The organism is Streptomyces sp. 184 (assembly GCF_045781775.1).
In the GTDB taxonomy this organism is placed as follows: Bacteria; Actinomycetota; Actinomycetes; order Streptomycetales; family Streptomycetaceae; genus Streptomyces.
In genome coordinates this window covers 425,001-442,317 of the sequence record NZ_CP123230.1, presented here as the reverse complement: position 1 = coordinate 442,317, position 17,317 = coordinate 425,001, and the positions used below count along the sequence as shown (strand labels likewise).

The 17,317-nt window shown below is 71.7% G+C and carries 16 protein-coding genes and 2 rRNA genes (1 of these 18 running past the window's edge); 10 read left to right on the top strand and 8 right to left on the bottom strand.

Going from position 1 to position 17,317, the window contains the following annotated elements; translation table 11 throughout:
* Positions 1 to 57: 57 nt before the first annotated feature.
* On the top strand, positions 58 to 393 hold the full coding sequence (locus QBL21_RS01825; RefSeq protein ID WP_407560193.1) for a metal-sensitive transcriptional regulator: 336 nt from the start codon (positions 58 to 60) through the stop codon (positions 391 to 393).
* Between the two features lie 83 nt (positions 394 to 476).
* Here QBL21_RS01825 and QBL21_RS01820 read toward each other — a convergent pair whose 3' ends face one another.
* Both QBL21_RS01820 and QBL21_RS01815 read right to left on the bottom strand, forming a co-directional pair.
* Positions 477 to 680 carry a hypothetical protein gene (locus QBL21_RS01820; RefSeq protein ID WP_407560192.1) on the bottom strand — a complete coding sequence of 68 codons (204 nt, stop codon included), beginning with the start codon at positions 678 to 680 and terminating at the stop codon, positions 477 to 479.
* A gap of 159 nt (positions 681 to 839) precedes the next feature.
* Positions 840 to 1,727: a hypothetical protein gene (locus tag QBL21_RS01815; RefSeq protein WP_407560190.1), complete on the bottom strand. Its 888-nt coding sequence runs from the start codon at positions 1,725 to 1,727 to the stop codon at positions 840 to 842.
* Positions 1,728 to 1,819: 92 nt separating this feature from the next.
* Between QBL21_RS01815 and QBL21_RS01810 the strand changes: the two genes are divergently transcribed.
* Positions 1,820 to 2,026, top strand: a complete 207-nt coding sequence (locus tag QBL21_RS01810; RefSeq protein WP_407560189.1) for a hypothetical protein — start codon at positions 1,820 to 1,822, stop codon at positions 2,024 to 2,026.
* A 70-nt stretch (positions 2,027 to 2,096) separates the two neighbouring features.
* The gene (locus QBL21_RS01805; RefSeq protein WP_407560188.1) at positions 2,097 to 3,671 is read left to right on the top strand and encodes an FAD-binding oxidoreductase; all 1,575 of its coding nucleotides are present in this window, start codon (positions 2,097 to 2,099) and stop codon (positions 3,669 to 3,671) included.
* A 165-nt stretch (positions 3,672 to 3,836) separates the two neighbouring features.
* Here QBL21_RS01805 and QBL21_RS01800 read toward each other — a convergent pair whose 3' ends face one another.
* The 3 genes from QBL21_RS01800 to QBL21_RS01790 all read right to left on the bottom strand — a co-directional run bounded on the left by QBL21_RS01800 (position 3,837) and on the right by QBL21_RS01790 (position 7,036).
* Entirely contained in the window at positions 3,837 to 4,568 is a 732-nt protein-coding gene (locus QBL21_RS01800) for a phosphatase PAP2 family protein (RefSeq protein WP_407560187.1), read from the bottom strand.
* Between the two features lie 237 nt (positions 4,569 to 4,805).
* On the bottom strand, positions 4,806 to 5,753 hold the full coding sequence (locus tag QBL21_RS01795; protein WP_407566270.1) for an NlpC/P60 family protein: 948 nt from the start codon (positions 5,751 to 5,753) through the stop codon (positions 4,806 to 4,808).
* 98 nt (positions 5,754 to 5,851) lie between these two features.
* Positions 5,852 to 7,036 (bottom strand): serine hydrolase domain-containing protein, encoded by a 1,185-nt coding sequence (locus QBL21_RS01790; protein WP_407560186.1) that lies wholly within the window; start codon positions 7,034 to 7,036, stop codon positions 5,852 to 5,854.
* A gap of 249 nt (positions 7,037 to 7,285) precedes the next feature.
* On the opposite strand from QBL21_RS01790, the gene QBL21_RS01785 reads away from it, so the two are divergent.
* Complete coding sequence (locus tag QBL21_RS01785; protein ID WP_407560185.1) at positions 7,286 to 7,993, top strand: SDR family oxidoreductase; 708 nt, start codon at positions 7,286 to 7,288, stop codon at positions 7,991 to 7,993.
* 39 nt (positions 7,994 to 8,032) lie between these two features.
* On the opposite strand, the gene QBL21_RS01780 is transcribed toward QBL21_RS01785, so the two are convergent.
* Positions 8,033 to 8,233 carry a hypothetical protein gene (locus QBL21_RS01780; protein WP_407560184.1) on the bottom strand — a complete coding sequence of 67 codons (201 nt, stop codon included), beginning with the start codon at positions 8,231 to 8,233 and terminating at the stop codon, positions 8,033 to 8,035.
* Positions 8,234 to 8,565: 332 nt separating this feature from the next.
* Here QBL21_RS01780 and QBL21_RS01775 point away from each other — a divergent pair, with 332 nt between their 5' ends.
* The 6 genes from QBL21_RS01775 to QBL21_RS01750 all read left to right on the top strand — a co-directional run bounded on the left by QBL21_RS01775 (position 8,566) and on the right by QBL21_RS01750 (position 15,874).
* Positions 8,566 to 8,874: a hypothetical protein gene (locus QBL21_RS01775; RefSeq protein ID WP_018840935.1), complete on the top strand. Its 309-nt coding sequence runs from the start codon at positions 8,566 to 8,568 to the stop codon at positions 8,872 to 8,874.
* Between the two features lie 211 nt (positions 8,875 to 9,085).
* Positions 9,086 to 9,919 carry a hypothetical protein gene (locus QBL21_RS01770; RefSeq protein ID WP_407560183.1) on the top strand — a complete coding sequence of 278 codons (834 nt, stop codon included), beginning with the start codon at positions 9,086 to 9,088 and terminating at the stop codon, positions 9,917 to 9,919.
* Positions 9,909 to 11,234 carry a hypothetical protein gene (locus QBL21_RS01765; protein WP_407560182.1) on the top strand — a complete coding sequence of 442 codons (1,326 nt, stop codon included), beginning with the start codon at positions 9,909 to 9,911 and terminating at the stop codon, positions 11,232 to 11,234. The genes QBL21_RS01770 and QBL21_RS01765 overlap by 11 nt, the downstream gene beginning before the upstream one ends.
* 6 nt (positions 11,235 to 11,240) lie before the next feature.
* Positions 11,241 to 12,776 carry an SCO6880 family protein gene (locus tag QBL21_RS01760; protein ID WP_407560181.1) on the top strand — a complete coding sequence of 512 codons (1,536 nt, stop codon included), beginning with the start codon at positions 11,241 to 11,243 and terminating at the stop codon, positions 12,774 to 12,776.
* Positions 12,777 to 12,945: 169 nt separating this feature from the next.
* A complete protein-coding gene (locus QBL21_RS01755; RefSeq protein ID WP_407560180.1) occupies positions 12,946 to 14,319 on the top strand; it encodes an ATP-binding protein in 1,374 nt (457 codons plus the stop codon).
* Between the two features lies 1 nt (position 14,320).
* On the top strand, positions 14,321 to 15,874 hold the full coding sequence (locus QBL21_RS01750) for a type VI secretion protein (RefSeq protein ID WP_407560179.1): 1,554 nt from the start codon (positions 14,321 to 14,323) through the stop codon (positions 15,872 to 15,874).
* A gap of 57 nt (positions 15,875 to 15,931) precedes the next feature.
* Here the strand turns inward: QBL21_RS01750 and rrf are convergent.
* Both rrf and QBL21_RS01740 read right to left on the bottom strand, forming a co-directional pair.
* Positions 15,932 to 16,048, bottom strand: a 5S ribosomal RNA gene (gene rrf / locus QBL21_RS01745).
* Between the two features lie 108 nt (positions 16,049 to 16,156).
* Positions 16,157 to 17,317: ribosomal RNA gene (locus QBL21_RS01740) — 23S ribosomal RNA — on the bottom strand (it continues 1,967 nt past the right edge of the window).

The window sequence follows — 17,317 nt, the reverse complement described above, 5'->3', positions numbered from 1 at the left end:
GCACACAGCGATACGCGCACCGGGCGGATCGAGGGATGGGAACGGAAGGACGGGCACGTGACCGACACCACGGCAACGACGACCCCCGCCGGGCCGGCGCCGGGCGCCGGGCCGCACGGGTACAGCAAGGACAAAGAGGCCCACCTCAAGCGACTGCGCCGGATCGAGGGCCAGGTCCGCGGTCTCCAGCGGATGGTCGAAGAGGACGTCTACTGCATCGACATACTCACGCAGGTCTCCGCGGGCACGAAGGCGCTCCAGTCCTTCGCGCTGCAACTGCTGGAGGAGCACCTGCGGCACTGCGTCGCCGACGCCGCCGCCCGGGGCGGTGACGAGATCGACGCGAAGGTCGAGGAGGCCACCGCCGCGATCGCCCGGATGCTGCGCGCGTAACGCCGGACGCCGGGCCGCTGCCGCGCGCGTCACCCCGCGCGGGTGCCCGCGGCCCGTACCGCCGTGGCGGCACGTGCCCTCCGCTACGGCGTGACCTCCTGCCGGCCGCGCCTGCGGTCCCGCTCGGAACCGCGCCGCGCGGCCTCCACCCTCAGCACTTCGTCGATACGGTCGTCGCTCAGGCGCTCTTCCGGCGCGCTCGTCGCCGCGATGATCAATTCACCGCACAACTCGATTTCGGCGAGAGCCACATGGTCCTGGACGGCCGACCCCCGACCCACGTGCAATCACCCCACTTCCCCATGCACACCCGCCGGCAGCCGGGCTCACCGCTCAGAGTAGGTAGGGCGGCACAGTCCGCGCATGACACGTCTGGACCATTTACGGCCCCGGCTTTCCCGGGCGAATCCCGACGCGCCCGCGCAAACGCCCGGAATCAACTCCTGCTAGGAAGCAGGCTGTTGGCCGCTCTGGCGAACCGTTCCGGCATAGATGTCGCCCTCCGCCGGCAGCGTCACCTCGGCGGGCGCCCCGAAGTCGTAGGTTTCGACGGTCGACGCCACCCGCACCGGCGAGTCGCCGGACAGCGCGAACTCGTGCCGCACCCGGCGCGGCCGGCCGTCCTCGTCGAGATAGGCGTCGAAGACCACCGCGTCCTCGACGAACCCGTCGGCCGCGGCGGCCAGCGCCCCGCGCGCGTACGGGGACGCCGCGCGGGCGGCGCGGCCGAGGTCGGCGGTGCCCTCGTAGTGCCGTACGAGGCTGTCGCCGACCCGCTCCTGGCCCACGTACCGCACCTCCCGGGCGCCGCGCAGCAGTTCGGCGGCGGTCAGCGGGTCGGTGGCGCCGTTGGTGAGGAGGTTGCCGTCGGACAGCCGGGTGGTGTCGAGCCGGAGCCACTTGTCGGCGGGGACGCCGGCGCCGCGGTTCTTCATGTACAGCTCGCCGCCCGCGTACAGCTCCGTGATCGGCTCGTCCTCCGCCTGCGGCAGCACCACGCGCAGCAGGCCGCGCCGCCCCGTGTAGTCGAAGGCGCCGTCCCCGCTGACCGTGACCCGGGTGCCGCCGCTGGTCATCTCCATCGCCGTACGCGCCCGGGAGCTGCCCGCGTCGGCCAGCGCGTCCGCGGCGCGCTGCACCGCGCTCAGCGGGTCGCCGCCGGGGTGCTCGTCGGCCACCGCGCCGCGCTCCGAGCAGCCGGCGGTGCCGGCCAGGGCCGCCGCGGCGAGGGCCCCGACGAGCGCGCGCACGGTCCCGGAGCGGGCCGCGGGGGCGGCGCCGGGCCGTGCGGGCGCAGTTCCGGTACGTACGGTCCGCCGCTGCTCCGCCGCCATCTCTCGCTACCCCCGGCCGGTGTTTTCTCGGTTCGCTTAACGATGTGGAGGGGGCGCCGTCACGGTCTGGCCCACCGCGGTACCGTGACCGCGTGCCCAGCGACGGACCCGGCGACGGGCCGGGTGACCTCCGCGACCCGGGCGGCTCGCGCCGCCGCGGGGCGCACCGCACGTCGACCGCCGAGCAGGGCTCCTTCTCGTTCGCCCGCTGCACGTGCGGCTGGACCGGCCCGGCGCGCCGCGCCCGCTCGCGCGCCCGCGCGGACGCCGCCGCCCACCCACCGGACGGGATCGGCTGAGCACCGCGCGCGCCCACGCTTTGCTACTTGGGGGTAGCGAAGGGGGGACACCATGCGCTGTGCTGTGCGGATGGACAGGCGCACAGTGCTCCGTACCGCCCTCGCCACCGCCGCCGGCGTGGGCGCCGCCGCCGGGGTCGCCGGCTGCTCGGGCGACGACGACGGCGGCAAGACCGACGGCGGGAAGCCCGACCCCAAGCCCACCGGCTCCAACGGCGGCACGGCCACCGGCCCGCCGGACTGGCCCGCGCTCGCCCAGTCCCTCGCGGGCCGCCTCGTCCTGCCCGGGCACGACGACTACCGGGTCGCCGCCCAGCAGTACAACACCCGCTTCGACGACCTGCGCCCCGCCGCCGTCGCGTACGTCGACCACGCCGACGACGCCGCCGAGTGCCTGCGCTTCGCCCGCGGCGCCGGCGTCCCCGTCTCCGTACGCAGCGGAGGCCACTCCTACGCCGGCTTCTCCAGCGGCAACGGCCGCCTCGTCGTCGACGTCTCCGCCCTCGCCGGCATCGACGCCGACTCCGACACCGCCACCGTCGGCGCCGGGGCGCGCACCATCGACGTCTACGAGGCCCTCGCCGTCCGCGGCCGGACCATACCCGCCGGCTCCTGCGCGACCGTCGGCATGGCGGGACTCACCCTCGGCGGCGGCCACGGGGTCGTCTCGCGCGCGTACGGGCTCACCTGCGACCACCTCCGCGGCGCCACCGTCGTCACCGCCGACGGCAAGACCGTCGAGTGCTCGGCGGAGGAGAACGAGGACCTGTTCTGGGCGCTGCGCGGCGCCGGCGGCGGCAACTTCGGGGTCGTCACCGAGCTGCGCTACGACACCCGCGAGGCCGGGGACGTCGTCGCCGCGAACATGGTGTGGCCGTGGTCGAAGGCCGAGGCGCTGCTGACCACCTGGCAGCGGTGGGGGCCCGACCAGCCGGACGAGCTGTGGTCCGCGGTCCACTTCGGCAACACCCGCGGCGGCGAGCCGACGATCTCCGTGGCCGCGCTGTCGCTGGGCTCCGAGGACGACGTGCACGACGCCGTCGACCTCCTCGCCGACCAGGCCGGCGGGCCGGGCCCCGCCGAGGACGTCTCCATCGGCCCGCAGACGTACATCCACGCCATGCGCACCTACGCGGGCTGCGCGCAGGCCACCCGCGAGCAGTGCCGGCTGCCGGGCAGCGTCCCGGGCCGCAACGCGCGGGGCATCCTCCAGCGCGACACGTTCGCGGCCCGCTCCGACTTCTACGACGAGGAGTTGAGCGCCGGCGGCATCGGCACGCTGCTGGACCGGGCGGAGAAGGCGTCGCGGTCGGCGGACGCGCTGTTCATCCTCACGGCGCTGGGCGGTGCGGTGAACAGGGTGCCGGTGAGGGACACGGCGTTCGTGCACCGCGACTCGCGGGTGCTCGCGCAGTACATCTCGTCGTGGGACGAGGGCGAGGACGGCGGGCCGGGCGAGCGGTGGCTGGCGGACACGCACGCGGCGATGCGGGAGCACGCCTCGGGGGCGGCGTACCAGAACTACACGGACGCGGGCCTGCGGAAGTGGCGCGGCGCGTACTACGGGCCGGCGGCGGAGCGGCTGGCGAAGGTGAAGGAGCGGTACGACCCGGAGCGGCTGTTCGACTTCGACCAGGCGGTGTAGCGGCGGGGCTTGCGGGCGCGGAGCCTCGGGGGGCGCACGGGCGCACACGCCCTGCCGGGAGTGCTTCCGTACGCCCCGGGCCCCGGCCTCCGCAGCCTCCGCAGCCTCCGCCGGACGGGCCCGGCGCCCTCCGCCGTACCCGCCCGACGACCGCCGCCGTACCCGCTACGCCGCCAACTCGTCGCCGTCCCGGCCGCCTCCGCCGCGCTCCAGCGGCTCCGTCCGCGGCGCCGGAACCGCGCCGTGGCCGGTCGCCGGTGCCGCGTCCGGCTCCTCCGGGTCGCCGACGAGCCACTCCGGCGCCCGCCGCACCAGCGGCACCAGCGCGGCCGTCGCCGCCGGCGCCAGCAGCAGCGCCACCGACGTGCCCAGCGCGATGCCGCCGACGACGTCCGAGGGGTAGTGCACGCCCAGGTAGACCCTGCTCAGCGCCTCCAGCAGCGCCAGCGCCAGCGCGGCGAGCCCGTACCGCTTGCTCGCCATGAAGATGCCGACCGCCAGCGCCATGGCGAACGACGTGTGGTCGCTGACGAACGAGTACCCGGTGGTGCCCGGCAGCAGGACCTCCAGGCCCTCGTGCTCCCGGAACGGCCGCGGGCGCTCCACGATCGCGCGGATCGGCATGTTCGCCACCCACGCGAGCGCCGCCGCCAGCGGCCCCCACAGCAGCGCCGCCACGGCGGGCGCCGCGCCCGGCCGCCGGCGCACGCGCCACCAGCAGACGGCCAGCAGCAGGCCGAGCAGTCCGATCAGCCCGTACTCGCCCAGGAACGCCGCCCCGCGGTCGAACCAGGGCGGTGTGGAGTCCGCGACGCCGTTGATGTCGTACAGCACGGAAACGTCGGCGTTCGACCCGCTCGGGGGTGCCCCCGCCAGGTGCAGCGAACGCATGTCCACTCGGCTCCTCTCCCCACCCGTTTCCCGCTGACCGGCGGCTGCCGTCTTTCCTATTGCAACGGTGCCGCTCGCCCTTTGCAACGGCGCATCGTGGGTCGGCGTTCCGCCCGCGACCGAAAGATCACCGGGAGGTTATCGAAGAGTGACCGCCCTCGCGGCCGTACGACACCCGCCTCCGGCGCCGCCGCGGCGGGCCGCCGCACGTCAGGGCTTCGGCAGCCGCCCGGCAGCGCGCCCTCAGCCCTTCGGCAGCGCCTCGGCGCCGGCCTCCGTGACCCGGGTCGCGCCGAAGTAGTCCGGCGAGTCGATCGGATCGAAGCGGATCACGGCACCGGTGTAAGGGGCGTCGATCATGTACCCGCCCCCTACATACAGCCCGACGTGGTGGATGGAGCGCGAGTCGTTCATGTCGTACGCGAAGAACACCAGATCGCCCGGCAGCAGTTCGTCCCTGCTCGGGTGCGGCCCGGCGTTCCACTGGTCGTTCGCCACCCGCGGCAGCTCGATGTCCACCGAGGCGTACGCCGCCTTCGTCAGCCCCGAGCAGTCGAACCGGCCGCCCTCCTCGGGCGTGCCGTCACCGCCCCACAGATAGGGCGTGCCGAGCTTGTCCTGCGCGTAGTGGATGGCGCCCGCGGCCTGCTTCGACGGCGACAGCCGGGAGGTGGGCGCGGCGAAGCTCTGCTCCAGCGCCTGGATGATCTGCACGTAGTTCTGCGTCTCGCGGTAGGGGGGCACGCCGTTGTACTTGATCACGGCGTACGGGCCCGCGTTGTACGCGGCGAGCATGTTCTCGGTGGGGTCGCCGGGCACGTCCTCGACGTAGCCGGCGAGCTTGCAGTCGTACGTGGCCGCCGACGGGATGGCGTCCTCGGGGTCGTTGATGTTGCGCTCGCCGTCGCCGTTGGCGTCGAGGCCGTGGGTGGCCCAGGTGCCGGGCATGAACTGCGCGATGCCGCGGGCGTCGGCGGGACTGACGGCGTTGGGGTCCCAGCCGCTCTCCTGGTACAACTGCGCGGCGAGCAGGGCGGGGTTGAGGGCCGGGCAGAGGTTGCCCCACTTCTGCACCAGCGGCTGGTACGTGGCGGGCACGGCGCCCTTCGCCAGGCCGACGCCGCGGCCGGCGATGCCGGACGCGGCGGTGTACGTACCGACGACGAGCAGGGCCAGGAACGACAGGACCATCCCCGACCCCAGCGCCACGATCAGCCAGAGCTTGCGCACCCCTCAACCATCCCTCATCGGGCCCCGGCTGTCTGCCCGTTCCCTGCCCGCCGCGCGCCTCAACGCCCGTTGCCCGTACGGCCCTTCGCGCACAGCGCCGCGTCCACCGCCCCCTGGAGGTCCGCCAGCCGGTCGCCCTCCGCGGCCCACGTGGTGGTGTAGACGGTGACCGTCCCCCGCCCGCGGTCGGCGCGCCCGCCGGCGACGGAGTCGCCGGGCAGGTCGCCGCCGTGGCCCCAGTACCCGCCGCCGCAGCTCAGCGGGAAGGACGCGACGCCGTAGCCGTAGCGGCTGCCCTTCGGGTACGTGTCGAGGCCGCCGACGTCGGTGGTGTCGTGGGTCATCGCCCGCAGCGCCCAGCCGGGCAGCAGCCTGCCGCCGAAGAGGGCGTTCCAGAAGGCGTTCTGGTCCTTCGGAGTGGTGACGAGGCCGCCGGAGGCGCCGAACTCGTGGCCGGGCAGCTCGGTCACGTCGGTGACGCCCCCTTCGGGGTCGGTGGGGTGGATCCCGTAGTTGCGGGCGTGCGGGCCGCGGATCGTGTACTCGTCCTTCTCCGGCCAGTACGTGTCCTTCAGGTGCAGCGGCCGGATGAGAGTGCGTTCGATGTGCGTGCGGTAGTCCTCGCCGGTGACGTGATCGATCAGCAGGCCGAGCGCGAGGTAGTTGGTGTTGGAGTAGCCCCAGTCGGCGCCTGGTTCGAAGTCGGCGGGGCGGTCGAGGGCGAGCGCCAGGTACTCCTCCTCCGTGTAGGCCCGGCTCCAGTCGATGAACCGGAGGTACTCCGGCAGCCCGCTGGTCTGCTTGAGCAGGTGCCGCACGGTGATGCCGGTGCCGGCGAGCCGCGGCACGTACCGCGCGGCGGGTGCGTCGAGCCGCACCTCGCCCCGGGCGACCAGCCGCATCACGGCGGTGGCGGTGAACGCCTTGGTGTTGCTGGCCATCCGGTAGCGCCCCTCGGCGCCGACCATGGGCCGGCCGGTCCCGGTGTCGGCGACGCCCGCGGTACGGGTGGTGCGGCCGTCGTACGCGAGGGCGCCGGGGACGCCGTCGCGCTCGACGAGGGCGTCGAGGCGGCGCTGTACGGGGTCGGGGTCGCCGGAGGCGCCGCGGGCGGCGGCGACGGGCGCGGCGGCACCGGCGACGACGGCGGCGAGCAGCGCGGCGGCACCGGCGCGGCGGGCGTTGCGGCGGGCGTTGCGGCGGAGGGCGTGAGGGCGGGCGGGGGCGGGGCGGTTGCGGTTCATGGCGGTCTCCCTGGGGCGTGGTCCGGGTGTCGCGGACCGGCGTCGTGCTCCGTCGGGCTCCACCCTCGTCCCCGTACGACCTGTGATCACTGGTGCCGGCCGCCGGGCAGATGGTGGCGCCAGCACCACCGCCGCGGGGCACCGTACAGCCACCCCCACCTGCCCCCACCTGGGGTGTTGACATAGAGAGCACTCCAAGTGGTGCACTCGCCGCATCCCACCAGACCGGCACCCGGAGGCCCGTACCCCATGACCGACGACTCGCCCGTCACGCTGATCACCGGCGGCGGCAGCGGCATCGGCGCCGCCGCGGCCCGCCAGCTCCTCGCCCGCGGCGGCCGCGTCGCCGTCACCGGCCGCGGCGCCGAGCGGCTGCGCAGCTTCGCCGAGGACGCCGGCGACCCCCCGGAGCTGCTGACCCTGCCCGGCGACGCCTCCGACCACGAGGCCGTGGACGAGGCGGTACAGGCGACGCTCAAGGCGTTCGGACGGCTCGACGCCGTCGTCGCCAACGCCGGCTTCGCCACCCACGACGACCTCGGCACCGGCGACCCGGCCGGCTGGCGGGACATGGTCCTCACCAACGTCCTCGGGCCCGCGCTGCTGATCCGCAGCTCGCTGGAGGCGCTGCGCGAGACGCGCGGGCGGATCGTCATCGTCGGCAGCGTCGCGGGCTTCGTCTTCGGCGCGGGCAACATCTACGGCATCACCAAGTGGGCCATGACGGGCCTGGCCGAGAACACCCGCCGCATGGTGACCGACGACGGCATCGGCGTCACCCTCGTCGCCCCGGGACGTACCGACAGCCTCTTCTGGGACGGCAGGGGCGGGGCCCCGGAGGGCATGGAGATGATGACGTCCGACCAGGTCGCCGCGTCGATCGTGTGGGCGCTCGGGCAGCCCGCGGGGGTCGACGTGAACACCGTCGTCATGCGCCCGATCGGCCAGCCCGTCTAGCCGCCGCCCGCACCCGGCGCGACGGGCACGCACCGGAGGCTAGCGGGCCGACGCGGCGGCCACGAAGGCGGAGTTCGCGACCCCCGCGGACTCCGCCTCGGCGTCCCCGGAACCGCCCCACCGCACCACCTCGGCCGCACCCGCCGCCGGCCCGCCGGCCTCGTGCAGGGACGACGCGACGCCGCTCACCGCACCGACGAGCACCACGACCCCCGAGACGACCGTCATCCCTTCGAACACATCCGCCGCCTCTCCTAGGGCCTGTTTGAGTCAAATCCACCAACGAGACCCGCCCGGCGCCCGTCACCGCAACGCCCACTCTTCACATACTCCGATTCGTCGCAGGTCGGACAACCCGACCGCCTCCCGGACCCCGCAGGCACGCAGCGTTGCCAATAGTCACCTAACGTGATACACACAGGAAAGTCAGTAGAGAGCGCCGAACACCCTTGTGAAATCCGCGCGGTTGACGCCAAATCGACTCTCACGAGGGCATCATCAGAGAGGATGGACGATGACTCCTGCCGTCCATCCCGGACGGCAACACAGCGCATGGGGCGGTGAGTTACGACATGTTCCTGGCAGCCGACAAGGGCGACATCAATACCATCATCGGCGGTATCGCCCCTGACTGGGGCCCCTTCGGGAGCCTGGGCCAGGAAGCGCGCGTGATGATCGAAGTGGTCATGGCGGTCGCGATCCTGCTGTGCCTGGGCATCGCGATCTGGGGCGCTGCCAAGCAGCGCATCGGCGCGACCGCGCTGCGCGACACGTTCAGCGCGGAACAGGGCAAGGGGCTGATCGTGGCAGGTCTGACGGGAGTGTTCATCATCGGCTCCCTCGGCACCGTGTTCACGATCGTGTACGGAATGGCGGTGTAGGCCGGGCCGTGACTTCAGGGCCAGGCGTACGGCGAACGGCGGTGCGGCACACGGCGGCGGGACGTCGACCGAGCCCGCGACCCGGGAGGCAACCACCCCCCGGCCGCGGCCCGGGGACCCCCGTGAGACGTCAGACGGCGCACCGCTACCTTCTTGTGCCTACGGCAAGCCGGCGCGACGCAGCACCGGCGCGCGGAGGGGGGTACCCGGCATGAGCCACGACGACGACTACGTCGACTACGCCACCCCCGAACCCGGCACCCGCACCCGCTTCGCCGAAGGCGACAACGACGCCCGCTACGACGGCCCCCGCCGCGGCGGCCGCGTCTCGCCCTCCCGCGCGATGATCACGGTCGTGGGCGTCGTGGTCCTGCTGATCGCCGCCATCGCCTTCGCCAACCGCGGCGGCGACTCCCAGGACGACGGCAAAACCACCGCCGACCCCGACACGAACACCCAGCCCACCTCCCCCACGGGCGACACCCCGGCCAAGACCACCACCAACGGCATCCCCTCGGGCTTCCCCCAGTCAGCAGCGGGCGCCCAGTCGGCGGCGGCGAACTTCGCCGTCGCGCTCGGCGGGGACCAGATGTTCACGCCCGAGGGCCGCCACAAGCTCGTGGACGCCCTGTACACACCGGACCTGGCGGAGAAGACCAAGACCGGCATGGACGCGGCGTACTCCGAAGAGCTGCTCGCCAACCTCGGCCTCGACGCCGAGGGCGAGCCCCCCTCCGGCATGACCTTCATCTCCCGGACCGTCCCGATCGGCACGACCGTCAAGGAGTACGAGGACGGAGCGGCCACCGTCGCCGTCTGGTACACCGGCCTGATCGGCCTGGCGGGCCCCGACTCGGACGTGCCCGTACGCACCACCTGGCACACCTGGACCTTCGAACTCCAGTGGTCGGGCGGCGACTGGAAGATCGCCGCCGACTCCCAGAAGCGGGGCCCCGCCCCCGTCCCCGGTGACGTACCGGCGGCGACCGACGAGCAGATCGAGGACGCCGTCGAGCAGTTCGGAGGCTTCACCTATGCCCGGTAGCCCGCGGCGCCGCGTCGCCTCAGCCCTGACCCTGCTCGCCGGCGCGCAGGCCGCTCTCCTGCTCGCCGCCCCCCGCGCCCTCGGCGCCGTACCCGCACAGGACGACGACGGCGCCTGCGACAGCCTCATCGGCCCGGCCCGGGACTACTGCGAGAAGGAAGACGACGGCGGGCGCTCCGCGCCCAACTCGCCGGGCGACGTCACCGAGTCCGTCGATCCGTTGTCCTCGCTGGCCAAGGGGTGCGCCGAAGCCGCCGCCTGGACCATCGACAAGCTCTCCGACGCCGTCACCTCCACCACCACCGTCGACTTCACCAACGCCACCTTCCTGCGCCAGTACGCCGTCGTCTTCGCCGCCTCCACCATCCTCACCCTCACCCTCTGGCTCCTCGCCGTCGCCAAGCGCGCCATCCGCGGCGTCCCCCTCGGTGAAGCCCTCGGCGAGGCCATCGGCTTCCTCTGGCTCACCGTCCTGGCCTCCGCCTTCACCCCCCTCGTCCTCTACACCCTCGTCACCGCCACCGACTCCGTCACCGAGGCCATCGCCTCCGGTACGTCGTCCAACACCGACACCTTCTTCGGCGGCTTCTCCGAGGCGCTCAAGAAGGGCGAGGACATCGGCGGCGGGCCGATCATGCTCATCGTCGTGTCCCTCGTCTCCGTGCTCGCCGCCGGCGTGCTCTGGCTGGAGCTGGTCATCCGCGCCGCGCTCCTCTACGTCGGCGCCCTCCTCGGCACCGCCGTCTACGCCGGGCTCGTCGACAAGAACATGTGGCACCACGTACGCCGCTGGGCCGGGATCATGATCGCCGTGATCCTCGTCAAACCGGTCATCGTCATCGTCCTCGGTCTCGCCGGCGCGCTCTCCGCCGAGGAGGGGCCCGACGCTTTCTCGGCCGTCGTCTCGGGCCTCGCGATCATCCTGCTCGCCATCTTCGCCAGCGCGATGATCTACCGCTTCGTGCCCGGCTTCGGCGACGAGATCATGACCGCCAAGCAGGGCCGCCGCGCCACCTCCGCCAACCCGGCCTCCGCCGTCATGGCCACCCCCGCCGCCCTCGTCACCGCCGGCATGAAGACCCACGGCTCCCGCACCTCGTCCTCCGGCCCCGCCGGCGGCGCCACCGGCGAGTCCCGCTCCGCCGCGAAGCCCGCCAACCCCGTGGCCGGCGGCGTCTCCGCGCACAGCACCCGCCCGCAGCAGTCCGCCCCGCCCAAGCCCAGCACCGCCAACCACAGCTCCGGCTCCGGTTCCGGCGGGCAGGGCGGCCGGGGCGTACCCTCGCAGTCCCAGCAGCCCGGAAACAGGAGGTGACCTGCGGTGACCACGCACGACACACCACCGATCACCCCCCGTCGCACGTACCTCATCGGCAAGGCCCGCCCCAACGCCATCGTCGGCCGCAACCGCGAGACCGGCGAGATCGGCATGATCATCAGCGGCGCCTTCGTCGGCATGATGTGCGGCCTCCTCGTCCCCGTGCTGACGCTGCGCATCGTGCTGCTCATGGGCTGCCCGATGCTCGCTCTCGCCGCCGTCTACGTCCCGTACCGCGGCCGCACCTTCTACCGCTGGTTCGAGATCAGCCGCAGCCACCGCCGCCTCCTGCGCAGCGGCGCCGCGGTCTACCGCTCCGGCGCCCAGGAAGCCGGCACCCGCATGAACGGCGAGGAGGTCGCCGTCGGCACCCCGCCGGGCATCGGCCGCATCAACTGGCAGGTCGCCCCCTTCGGCCCCGACGAGATCGCCGTCCTGCTGCACGCGGACCGCCGCACCGTCACCGCCGTCATAGAGATCGAGGGCCCGGGCGTCGGCCTGCGCGACAGCGAGGACCAGGAGGCCCTCGTCGACCGCTTCGGCACGCTGCTCAAGCACGCCGCCAACGGCGACGGCTTCGTACGCCGCCTCCAGATGCTCGCCCGCACCCTGCCCGCCGACCCCGACGCGCACGCCAAGGACGTCACGCAGCGCGGCGACCCGCGCGCGCCGCAGTGGATAAAAGGCTCGTACGACCAGCTCCAGTCCATGGTCTCCACCTCCTCCGAGCAGCACCGCGCCTACCTCGTCGCCTGCATGCCCTACACCCGCGACCTCGGCCAGGAGGCCACGGTGATGGGCCGCGCCACCAAGCAGAGCCGCGACGAGTGCATCGCCGTGATCATGGCCCGCGAGCTGGGCGACATCTGCGCGCGCCTCGCCGAGGCCGACATCCGCGTACGGCAGCCGCTGGGCATCGCGCGCCTCTCGGCCCTCGTGCACTCCATGTACGACCCGGACCACCCGATCGACCACATCCAGGCCATGACCCAGCGCAACGCCTGGCCGGCCGAACTGGACGCCGTGGACCCGCAGTACCTGCGCGCCAAGACCCGCGAGTCGGCGACCCGCGACCCCTGGTGCCACTCCACCGCGTGGGTGAAGGAATGGCCGATGACCCCGGTCGGCGTCAACTTCCTCGCCCCGCTCCTCGTCCACACCCCGGACGTCATCCGCACGGTCGCCGTATGCATGGACCTGGAGCCCACAGAAGTGGCCATCGAGCGGATGCTGACGGAGAAGACGAACGACGACGCCGAGGCGTCCCGGCAGGCGAAGATGAACCGCGTCGTCGACCCCCGGGACATCGCCCACCACGAGCGCATCGACCAGCGCGGCGAAGACCTCGCCTCCGGCGCCGCCGGCATCAACCTCGTCGGCTACATCACGGTCTCCGCCCGCTCCCCCGAAGCACTCGCCCGCGACAAGCGCACGATCCGCGCCTCCGCCGGGAAGTCATATCTGAAACTGGAATGGTGCGACAGAGAGCACCACCGCGCGTTCGTGAACACGCTGCCCTTCGCGACCGGGATCAGGTGACCCATGGCTGAGCGGTTGTTGCTCCCCCGGGAGACGGCACGCGCGGTGCGCCGCAGCCTGTCGCCCCACCTTCAGGTCCCCGCCCGCACGGGCGCACCGCGCGGCAGAGAGCACCGCCGCGTCTTCGTGAACATCCTGCCCTTCGCGACCGGGATCAGGTGACCCCCACATGGCCGACCTCCTCGATCTGGCGACGCGCGCCTTCGCGGGCTTCGTCTTCGGCAAGACGGAGTCCCAGCGGCTGCCCGTGCGCACCTCCACCGCACAGGCGCAGGCCGTCTACCTCCCCACCGCCGCGCCCGGCCTGGGCGACTCCGGCGTCATCATCGGCCGCGAGGTCTACAGCGGCAAGGGCTACATCTACGACCCCTTCCAGCTCTACGGCCAGCAGCTCCCCGCGCCGCACTGGCTGGTGCTCGGCGAGTCCGGAAACGGCAAGTCCGCGCTGGAGAAGACCTACGTCCTACGCCAACTGCGCTTCCGCGACCGCCAGGTCGTCGTGCTCGACGCGCAGGGTGAGGACGGCGAGGGCGAATGGGCGCTCATCGCGCAGGAGCTGGGCATCACGCCCATCCGCCTCGACCCCCTCGCCGCACTCGACATCGGCATCCGCCTCAACCCCCTCGACCCGGCGATCACCTCCACCGGCCAGCTCGCCCTGCTCCGTACGATCATCGAAGTCGCCACCGGCAGCGGCCTGGACGAGCGCTCCGGCTTCGCGCTCAAGGTCGCCCACGCGTACGTCAACGAGACGGTGACCGACCGCCAGCCGGTGCTCACCGACATCGTCGAACAGCTTCGCCACCCCGCACCGACGGCCGCCGAGGCGATGAACGTCGACGTCGAGGACGTCCGCAACTGGGGCCTGGACGTCGCGCTCGTCCTCGACCGCCTCGTCGACGGCGACCTGCGCGGCATGTTCGACGGCCCGACGACCGTCGGCATCGACCTCGACTCGCCGCTCATCATCTTCGACCTCTCCCACATCGACCGGAACTCGATCGCCATGCCGATCCTCATGGCGATCGTCGGCGTGTGGCTGGAACACACCTGGATCCGGCCCGACCGCAAGAAGCGCATCTTCCTCGTGGAGGAGGCGTGGCACATCATCAACTCCCCTTTCGTCGCCCAGCTCTTCCAGCGGCTGCTGAAGTTCGGCCGCCGGCTCGGCCTGTCCTTCGTCGCCGTCGTGCACCACCTGTCGGACGTCGTGGACGGAGCGGCGGCGCGGGAGGCGGCGGCGATCCTGAAGATGGCGTCGACACGTACGATCTACGCCCAGAAAGCGGACGAGGCACGCGCGACGGGAAAAGTGCTCGGGCTGCCGCGCTGGGCCGTGGAGATCATCCCGACGCTCACCCCGGGCATTGCCGTATGGGACGTCAACGGCAACGTCCAGGTCGTCAAACACCTGGTGACCGAGGCCGAACGGCCGCTGGTCTTCACCGACCGGGCGATGACGGAGTCCGCCGCGCTACCGGCCCTGGAGGCGGCGGACGACACCGGTCCGGTGGTGATGGAGAAGGAAACGACGGTGGCCTGAGATGGCGCAGGGTCGCGGTGGACGAAGCCGGGGCGGAGCGGAGCGGGGCGAGCAGGAGCGAGGCATCCCCGACGCCCTGCTCCTCGGCATACTGGCGTTTCTGCTCGGTCTGACGATCCTGGCGTGGACGGCCACGGGCCTGTCCGGGGTGCTGGCGCACGGCGCGTGGCCGGACGGCGTGACGTTCACGCGGACGCCGCTCGCGATGCGCGAGCTGGTCTCCGAGCCGCACGACCTGCCGGCCGCCTGGCCGGACACGCCGCCGGAGTCCCTGTCGGGCTGGGGCCTGTTCTGGGGCGTGTTCATCAGCCAGTTGATGGTGCTCGGGACGTTCGCGCTCGTGGGAATGACGACGATGGCAACCTGGCGGGCGCGCCGGCAGAGCGCACGCAAGGCCGCGGCGGGCGACGAGGCGCTGGCGGACGGCCTGGAGGACCCGTACGAGGACACCGAGCCCCCGGCACCCACGCGCCAGACCCCGCCGCCGGCCCGACGCCGGCCCGACGCGACGAACATGACGAAGGACCCGCACCCGCGGGCCGCACAGCACACACAGCCCACGCAGCCCCTCCCGAGGGTCCCGCAGCAGAGCCCGCCACCGACCCCGGCGGGCACGCCGCCGGCGCACGGGGGCCCGCTGGTCTTCCGCAAGGGCAGCCCGACGGCCCTCGCCCTCACCCGCGAAACGCTCCTGGGCGCAGAGGGCCCGGCCCTCGTCATCACGTCCGACGCCGCCCTGTGGGCGGACACCAAGGACGCCCGTGCCAAGCTCGGCCCGATCCTCGTCTACGACCCGGGCCAGCTCTGCGACACCCCGGACCGCCTCCGCTGGTCCCCGGCCGCCGGCTGCAAGGACCGCGCCACGGCAGCGATCCGAGCGGAGGCTCTTCTCCTCCCGGTACGCCCCCAGCACCGTACGGACACCACGGTGGCCGACACCGCGGAGACGATGCTGGCGTGCTGGCTCCATGCCGCGGCCGTAGCGGCCCGCCCCTTCGCCCAGGTACACCGCTGGGCCCAGGGCACGGGCGCCCACGAACCGGTGGGCATCCTCCGCTCCGCCCCCGAAGCGGCGTCCGGCGCGGCCGGCGAGCTGGAGTCCGCGCTCACGGGCCACCCGGACCGGCGCGACGCGGCGTCGGAGTTGGTGGCGACGGCGCTGGAGGGCATGTCGTCGATCCACATCCGCAACGCATGCAAACCCACCCGATCAGATTCGCTCGTCCGGGAGTCATTCATCGACGAAGGGGGAACGCTCTACTTGGTGGGTGAAGCCATCGAGAGCCCTCGGTCCCGACCGGGAGCGATGCCACTACTCACCGCTCTCGCCGCAGACGTGGTCGAGCACGGCCGCCGCATGGCCGAAGGGTCATCCACCGGCCGGCTCGACCCACCACTTACCCTCGTCCTCGACGACATCGCCGCAGTCGCCCCCCTCGCCCAGCTCCCCGCCCTCCTCACCGAGGGCGACCGCGAGGGACTCCCCACACTGGCGACGATGCGCTCCCCGGAGCAGGCGCGCAGCCGCTGGCCGGGACTGTCGCTCGGGGTGTGAGGGGTGTGGAAATGACTCAACCCCCGGACGATGTCCGGGGGTTGAGTACTAAAAATCGTTCGGCGGTGACCTACTCTCCCACACGGTCCCCCATGCAGTACCATCGGCGCGGTCGGGCTTAGCTTCCGGGTTCGGAATGAGACCGGGCGTTTCCCCAACGCTATGACCACCGAAACACTATGAAACACACCCCCACACCACCCCACACCACACATGCGGTGGTGGCGGATGGAATGTGGGCGGGTTGTTGTTTCAGAACCCACACAGTGGACGCAAGCAGCTATGGACAAGCCCTCGGCCTATTAGTACCGGTCACCTCCACCCCTCACAGGGCTTCCAGATCCGGCCTATCAACCCCGTCGTCTACAGGGGGCCTTAACCCCACTAGGGGGTGGGAGTCCTCATCTCGAAGCAGGCTTCCCGCTTAGATGCTTTCAGCGGTTATCCCTCCCGAACGTAGCCAACCAGCCATGCCCTTGGCAGAACAACTGGCACACCAGAGGTCCGTCCGTCCCGGTCCTCTCGTACTAGGGACAGCCCTTCTCAAGACTCCTACGCGCGCAGCGGATAGGGACCGAACTGTCTCACGACGTTCTAAACCCAGCTCGCGTGCCGCTTTAATGGGCGAACAGCCCAACCCTTGGGACCGACTCCAGCCCCAGGATGCGACGAGCCGACATCGAGGTGCCAAACCATCCCGTCGATATGGACTCTTGGGGAAGATCAGCCTGTTATCCCCGGGGTACCTTTTATCCGTTGAGCGACGGCGCTCCCACAAGCCACCGCCGGATCACTAGTCCCTGCTTTCGCACCTGCTCGACCCGTCAGTCTCGCAGTCAAGCTCCCTTGTGCACTTACACTCACCACCTGATGACCAACCAGGCTGAGGGAACCTTTGGGCGCCTCCGTTACATTTTAGGAGGCAACCGCCCCAGTTAAACTACCCACCAGACACTGTCCCCGATCCGGATCACGGACCCAGGTTAGACATCCAACACGACCAGAGTGGTATTTCAACGACGACTCCACAACCACTGGCGTGGCCGCTTCACAGTCTCCCACCTATCCTACACAAGCCGAACCGAACACCAATATCAAGCTATAGTAAAGGTCCCGGGTCTTTCCGTCCTGCTGCGCGAAACGAGCATCTTTACTCGTAATGCAATTTCACCGGGCCTATGGTTGAGACAGTCGAGAAGTCGTTACGCCATTCGTGCAGGTCGGAACTTACCCGACAAGGAATTTCGCTACCTTAGGATGGTTATAGTTACCACCGCCGTTTACTGGCGCTTAAGTTCTCAGCTTCGCCACCCCGAAGAGTGACTAACCGGTCCCCTTAACGTTCCAGCACCGGGCAGGCGTCAGTCCGTATACATCGCCTTACAGCTTCGCACGGACCTGTGTTTTTAGTAAACAGTCGCTTCTCGCTGGTCTCTGCGGCCA

Coding starts and splice junctions, on each gene's coding strand:
- QBL21_RS01815 (WP_407560190.1), bottom strand. CDS start 1,727: ATGGCGGCGGAGCAGCGGCGGACCGTACGTACCGGAACTGCGCCCGCA.
- QBL21_RS01805 (WP_407560188.1), top strand. CDS start 2,097: ATGGACAGGCGCACAGTGCTCCGTACCGCCCTCGCCACCGCCGCCGGC.
- QBL21_RS01795 (WP_407566270.1), bottom strand. CDS start 5,753: ATGGTCCTGTCGTTCCTGGCCCTGCTCGTCGTCGGTACGTACACCGCC.
- QBL21_RS01790 (WP_407560186.1), bottom strand. CDS start 7,036: ATGAACCGCAACCGCCCCGCCCCCGCCCGCCCTCACGCCCTCCGCCGC.
- QBL21_RS01785 (WP_407560185.1), top strand. CDS start 7,286: ATGACCGACGACTCGCCCGTCACGCTGATCACCGGCGGCGGCAGCGGC.
- QBL21_RS01775 (WP_018840935.1), top strand. CDS start 8,566: ATGTTCCTGGCAGCCGACAAGGGCGACATCAATACCATCATCGGCGGT.
- QBL21_RS01770 (WP_407560183.1), top strand. CDS start 9,086: ATGAGCCACGACGACGACTACGTCGACTACGCCACCCCCGAACCCGGC.
- QBL21_RS01765 (WP_407560182.1), top strand. CDS start 9,909: ATGCCCGGTAGCCCGCGGCGCCGCGTCGCCTCAGCCCTGACCCTGCTC.
- QBL21_RS01755 (WP_407560180.1), top strand. CDS start 12,946: ATGGCCGACCTCCTCGATCTGGCGACGCGCGCCTTCGCGGGCTTCGTC.
- QBL21_RS01750 (WP_407560179.1), top strand. CDS start 14,321: ATGGCGCAGGGTCGCGGTGGACGAAGCCGGGGCGGAGCGGAGCGGGGC.